The sequence below is a fragment of the Streptomyces calidiresistens genome (genome assembly GCF_014141525.1).
Lineage (GTDB): Bacteria > Actinomycetota > Actinomycetes > Streptomycetales > Streptomycetaceae > Streptomyces > Streptomyces calidiresistens.
The window spans coordinates 1-5,504 of the sequence record NZ_VKHS01000352.1; the positions used below are offsets into that span (position 1 = coordinate 1).

A 5,504-nucleotide genomic window follows, 5' to 3' on the forward strand; every position below is an offset into this window, starting at 1 on the left:
GGGTGCGCGGTGCCCGAGCCGTGCCGGGTGCCGGGGGAGTGTTCGGTGTCCGGGACCCGCCGCTGGGCGGGCGGCCGGGATCGGCGGCCCTCGGCGGGGTGGGGTTCACCGGCGGCGGGGTCGCCGGTGAGCGTCCGGGCCGGGTGCGCTCCGGGGCGGGCGCCCCGGTGCGTCGACCGGCGGGCGGACGAACCTCCGGGACTGGGTGTGATCATCGGGTTTTCTTCCCCTCATCCCGATTTGGTGCTGTCGTGCGGTACGTGCCCGCGTGTCCCGCATCGTGTCACCGCGCGCCCCTCCCGCGCAGCCATTGGCACCCATCCGGACCCATCCGGGCGCTCTCCCGGGGGAGAAATCCCGTCCGGCATCATGGGCGGCATGCGAGCAGTGGTACAGAGGGTGGACGGCGCCTCCGTCGTCGTGGACGGCGAGACGGTCGGGAAGATCACCGGCGAGGGCCTGTGCGTCCTGGTCGGCGTGACCCATGACGACGGTCCCGAGCAGGCGGCCCGCCTCGCCCGCAAACTGTGGACCCTGCGGATCCTGCGCGACGAGCGCTCCTGCTCGGACACCGGGGCCCCGCTCCTGGTGATCTCCCAGTTCACCCTCTACGGCGACGCCCGCAAGGGCCGCCGCCCCACCTGGAACGCCGCCGCCCCCGGCGACGTCGCCGAACCCCTCGTCGAGGCGGTCTGCGGGGAACTGCGGAAGCTGGGGGCCGAGGTCGCCACCGGCCGCTTCGGCGCCGCGATGCGCGTCGGCCTCACCAACGACGGCCCCTTCACCGTCCTGCTGGAGGTCTGACCGCCTCGGAGGGGCGGGGCCCCGCCGCCCGGGTCCCCGGGAGGGGGCGTCAGGGCTCGACGATCGTCTCCTGCGCCGCCGGGGTGGTGCCCGCCAGCAGCGGGGCGTCCACCGGCACGTTCCGCTTCACCAGCGCCAGCGCGATCGGCCCCAACTCGTGGTGGCGCGCCGCCGTGGTGACGAACCCCAACTGCCGCCCCTCCGGCCCGTCGGCGGCCAGCCGCACCGGGTCGCCGTGCTCCGGGATGGTGACCTCGCTGCCGTCCAGGTGCAGGAAGACCAGCCGGCGCGGCGGCTTGCCCAGGTTGTGCACCCGGGCCACGGTCTCCTGACCCCGGTAGCAGCCCTTGTTCAGGTGCACGGCGCTCGCCAACCAGCCCACCTCGTGCGGGATGGTGCGGTGGTCGGTCTCCCGACCCCATCGGGGGCGGTGGTGCTCCACCCGCAGCGCCTCCGCCGCCAGCACCCCGGCCGCCGGACCGTTCGCCTCGGCGAACGACACCAGTTCGCCGCGCGGCAGGAAGAGCTCCCGGCCCTCCGCCGTCTCCCGCACCACCGTGCCCGCCGGGACCCGGGCGATGGAGCCGGCCGGGAGCAGCACCACCGCGAAGTCGGCGGTGCGGTCGGCGACCTCCACACGGTGGAAGAACTTCATGGACTCCAGGTACGCGAGCAGCGACTCCGCCGAGCCCGGCTCGGTGTGCGCCCAGGTGGTGGTCCCGTCGTCCACCAGGTACAGGGCGTGCTCGATGTGCCCCTTGGGGGAGAGGATCAGCGCCTCGGTGGCGTGCCCCGGCGGCAGTTCGGCGACGTGCTGGGTGAGCAGCAGATGCAGCCACGCCAGCCGGTCCTCGCCGGTGACGGTCACCACCTCGCGGTGCGAGAGGTCCACGAACCCCTCGCCCCGGGAGAGCGCGCGCTGTTCGCGGAAGAGATCACCGTAATGCGCGGCGACCCCGGCGTCCGGGGGCTCGGCCGCGACCGCGCCGGGCAGGGAGAGCAGCGGGCTGGAGTGGGGCGAGGACGACATGCGCCCAGCCTACGACCGGCCGACCGCCGCGTCCGCCTCCGGCCCGTCGGCGCCCGATTCCCCGCCGCCCGGGGCGCGCCGGCCGGCCGCGCAGTTCGCGCAGTGGCCGAAGATCGCGAAGTGCCGCATGTCCGTCTCGAAGCCCAGGGTGGCGCGCAGCCGCTCCGCGAACGGCTCGGCCAGCTCCAGCGGCGCCTCCAGCACCTCCTCGCACCCGCGGCACATCAGGTGCATGTGGTCGTGGTGCTCCGCCAGGTGGTAGGTGGGCGGCCCGTGCCCGATGTGCGAGTGGGAGACCAGACCCAGCTCCTCGAGCAGGTCCAGCGTGCGGTAGATCGTGGAGACGTTCACGCCGCCGGCGGTGCGCCGCACCTCGGTGAGCAGCTCGTCCGGGGTCGCGTGTTCCAGCCGTTCGACGGCCTCCAGCACCAGCTGCCGCTGCGGGGTCAGCCGGTATCCGCGCTTGCGCAGGTCGCTCTGCCAGTCGGTGCTCACCACGCCGCCCAGTGTAGGCGGGCACGCCGGGGGGACGGCCCGGCCGGTCGCCGACCGGCCGGGCCGCCCCGTGACGCGCGGGACGGGGTCCCGGGCCTCAGTCCCCTCCGGCGACCTCCCGCAGGTACTCGCCCAGCGCCGTGACCGCCGCCGGGTTGCGCGGGCTCTCCACCAGGTCCGCGTAGTCCAGGACGAAGATCCGGTCCTCCACGATCGCCGAGACGCCGGCCAGCGGCGGGTGCGACTTCAAGAACGCCTCCTTCTCCTCCGCCGTGGTCCCGCCGTAGTTGTTGATCACGATGACCTCGGGGTCGCGTTCCACGACGGTCTCCCAGCCCACCGTCACCCAGGAGTCCTCCAGGTCGGCCATGACGTGGTCGCCGCCGGCGCGGGTGATGATGTCGTGCGGCCCGGCGTAGGCGCCGGAGGTCAGCGGCTTGTCCCGGCCGTCGTCGTACAGGAAGACCCGGGGCCGGTCGTCGCCGGTGGGCGCCGCCTCCTCCGTCGCCGCCACCTCGGCGCGGAACCGCTCGATCAGCTCCTCCGCCCGCTCCTCGACGTCGAAGAGGATCCCCAACTGCTCCAGGTCGGTGTAGAGGGCCTCCAGGGGCGGCATCACGCCGCGCGCGGTGCCCTCGCCGCTGCGGCAGGACTCGGTGAGCAGGTAGGAGTCCACGCCGTGCGAGGCGAGGGTGTCGGGGGTCAGTCCCCGGTCCTCGGAGAAGCCGTAGTTCCACCCGGCGAACACCAGATCGGCCTCGTGCTCCAGGATCAGCTCCATGGATATCCGGTCCTCCGAGAGCCACTCGGACCGCTCGTACCCCTCACCCCACTCCACGTCCGTGGAGCTCGCGCGGTCGTCGGGGAACATCGCGTAGCCGACCATCCGGTCCCACAGACCGAGGGCGAACATGATCTCGGTGATGCCGACGTCGTAGGTGAGCACCCGCTCGGGGGCGCTCCGGAAGGTCAGCTCCTCGCCGCAGTTGGTGATGGTCACCGGGTAGTGGTCGGTGTCCACCGGGTCACCCGCCGTCGAGTCGCCGTTGGCGTCACCGGCCCCGACCTCGGCGCCGCAGGCGGTCGCGCCGAGCGTCAGCAGCGCGGCGACCGCCACGGCGGCCGCGCGGCCGGCGCGGGACCGGCGGGGGCGGGTGCGACGGGTCCCGCTCACGGGGTTCACGGGTCTCACGGGATTCACGGGTCTCACGGGTCTCACGGGTTCCTGTTCTCCCGCGCCGGGGCGCGGGCATCGTGACCGCCGGCGGTCGGCCGGACGGTCGGGTTTCACTCGGGGCTCCCGGGGGCGGCGGGCGGTGGGCACCGATCAGCCCCCACCGGGGCACGGGGCCCGGGCGGACCCTCCGGCAACCGGTCGAAGAGCAACCGCACCTCGCCCGTCACCGGATGGCGCACCGGATGCCCCAGCACCCCGAAGACCTCCGCCAGCACCCCGGCGGTCAGCACCGCCTCCGGCGGGCCGGAGGCGACGATCGCGCCGCCCGCGATCACGTACAGCTCGTCGCAGTGGGTCGCCGCCAGGTTCAGGTCGTGCAGCGCCGCCAGCACCGTCAACCCGCTGTCGCGGACCAGGGACAGCACCTCCAACTGCTGGGCGATGTCCAGGTGGTTGGTCGGCTCGTCCAGCACCAGCACCCGGGGCCGCTGGGCCAGCGCGCGGGCGATCAGCACCCGCTGCTTCTCCCCGCCCGACAGTCCGCCGAAGGACCGTTCCGCCAGGTGCGAGGCACCCACCCGCTCCAGGGCCGCCGCGCAGATCCCCTCGTCCCCGGCGGTCGTCCGGCGGCCGGTGCCCCGGTGCGGGATGCGCCCCATCGCGACCAGCTCGGCCACCGTGAAGTCGAACTCGCCGCTCGTCTCCTGCGGCAGCGCCGCCACCCGCCGCGCGCCCTCCCGGGGGGAGAGCGAGGACAGGTCCTCCCCGTCCAGCAGGATCGCGCCGGTGGTCGGGCGCAGCGCCCGGTACAGGCAGCGCAGGACGGTGGACTTGCCGCTGCCGTTCGGGCCGACCAGGCCCACCACCCGGCCGCCGGCGGCGGTCAGCGAGACCTCCCGCACCAGCCGGGCCCCGGCCACCTCCACGGTCAGCGCGTCGATCGTCACCCTCATCGCGCGCCCCCGAACGCCGGACCGCCCCGCCGCCGCATCAGCAGCAGGAAGCACGGCACCCCCAGGACCGCCGTCAGCGCGCCGATCGGCAGCTCGGCGGGGGCCATCACCAGCCGCGACCCGACGTCCACCCACACCAGCAGCACCGCCCCGGCGAGCGGCGCGACCGCCAGCACCCGCAGGTGGTCCGCGCCCACCACCATCCGCACCGCGTGCGGCACCATCAGCCCGACGAAGCCGATCGCCCCGCTGACCGCCACCACGCAGCCGGTCATCGCCGCCGTCACCACGAACAGCTCCCGGCGCATCCGGTGCGGGTCCACACCCAGCGCGGAGGCCGTCTCGTCACCCATGGCCAGGGCGTTCAGCCGGCGGGAGGCGAACAGCAGCCACACCAGCCCGCCGAGCACCGCGGTCGCGGCGATCGGCACGGACGCCCAGGTCGCCCCGCCCAGGCTGCCCAGCAGCCACATCATCGCCGAGCGGGCGGCCTCGCCGCGCTCGGCCCGGAAGACCATCAGGGTGGTGACGGCCGAGAAGCCGTAGGCCATGGCGGTGCCGGTCAGCACCAGCCGCAGCGGCACCAGCCCCTGCGGGGAGCGGGCGGCGGCGTACACCAGCACCATGGCCAGCAGCGCGGAGACGAAGGCCGCGCCGGACAGCGCCCACACCCCCAGCGCGGCGAACGCCCCGAAGAGCAGCACGGCGTTGGCGCCGACGGCCGCGCCCGAGGAGATGCCGAGCACGAACGGGTCGGCCAGGGCGTTGCGCACCATCGCCTGCACGGCCGTCCCCACGGCCGCCAGCCCGGCCCCCACCACGACGGCCAGCACCGCGCGCGGGAAACGGATCTCCCACACGATCGTGTAGGAGGAGACCTCGTCGGGGGTGATGGTGCCGCCGCTCAGGCCCGCCCACAGCAGCCGCAGCGCGTCGCCGGCGGCCAGCGAGGAGGGGCCCAGGGTGACGGCGGCGACCACCGAGCAGGCCAGGGCGAGCGTCAGGCCGAGGAGGAGGGGCGGCAGGGGGACCCGGCGCGGGGAGC

At 74.8% G+C, this 5,504-nt stretch carries 7 protein-coding genes; 1 reads left to right on the top strand and 6 read right to left on the bottom strand.

Annotated elements, in window-relative coordinates:
* The coding region (locus tag FOE67_RS29355; RefSeq protein ID WP_228473913.1) for a hypothetical protein at window positions 1-215 on the bottom strand (215 nt) is incomplete at its 3' end.
* A gap of 163 nt (window positions 216-378) precedes the next feature.
* Here FOE67_RS29355 and dtd point away from each other — a divergent pair.
* The gene (dtd, locus tag FOE67_RS15160; RefSeq protein WP_182664547.1) at window positions 379-804 is read left to right on the top strand and encodes a D-aminoacyl-tRNA deacylase; all 426 of its coding nucleotides are present in this window, start codon (window positions 379-381) and stop codon (window positions 802-804) included.
* Between the two features lie 49 nt (window positions 805-853).
* Here dtd and ygfZ read toward each other — a convergent pair whose 3' ends face one another.
* The 5 genes from ygfZ to FOE67_RS15185 all read right to left on the bottom strand — a co-directional run.
* On the bottom strand, window positions 854-1,834 hold the full coding sequence (gene ygfZ, locus FOE67_RS15165; protein ID WP_182664548.1) for a CAF17-like 4Fe-4S cluster assembly/insertion protein YgfZ: 981 nt from the start codon (window positions 1,832-1,834) through the stop codon (window positions 854-856).
* A gap of 9 nt (window positions 1,835-1,843) precedes the next feature.
* Window positions 1,844-2,332 carry a Fur family transcriptional regulator gene (locus tag FOE67_RS15170; protein WP_182664549.1) on the bottom strand — a complete coding sequence of 163 codons (489 nt, stop codon included), beginning with the start codon at window positions 2,330-2,332 and terminating at the stop codon, window positions 1,844-1,846.
* A 94-nt stretch (window positions 2,333-2,426) separates the two neighbouring features.
* Window positions 2,427-3,503, bottom strand: a complete 1,077-nt coding sequence (locus tag FOE67_RS15175; RefSeq protein ID WP_182664550.1) for an ABC transporter substrate-binding protein — start codon at window positions 3,501-3,503, stop codon at window positions 2,427-2,429.
* Window positions 3,504-3,616: 113 nt separating this feature from the next.
* Window positions 3,617-4,459: an ABC transporter ATP-binding protein gene (locus tag FOE67_RS15180; RefSeq protein WP_182664552.1), complete on the bottom strand. Its 843-nt coding sequence runs from the start codon at window positions 4,457-4,459 to the stop codon at window positions 3,617-3,619.
* Window positions 4,456-5,504 (bottom strand): FecCD family ABC transporter permease (locus tag FOE67_RS15185; RefSeq protein ID WP_228473914.1); only part of this gene is annotated, 1,049 nt, incomplete at its 5' end. The genes FOE67_RS15180 and FOE67_RS15185, both read right to left, overlap by 4 nt.

Excerpts from the sequence above, each read along its gene's own strand:
- dtd (WP_182664547.1), top strand. The coding sequence starts at position 379 with ATGCGAGCAGTGGTACAGAGGGTGGACGGCGCCTCCGTCGTCGTGGAC.
- ygfZ (WP_182664548.1), bottom strand. The coding sequence starts at position 1,834 with ATGTCGTCCTCGCCCCACTCCAGCCCGCTGCTCTCCCTGCCCGGCGCG.
- FOE67_RS15180 (WP_182664552.1), bottom strand. The coding sequence starts at position 4,459 with ATGAGGGTGACGATCGACGCGCTGACCGTGGAGGTGGCCGGGGCCCGG.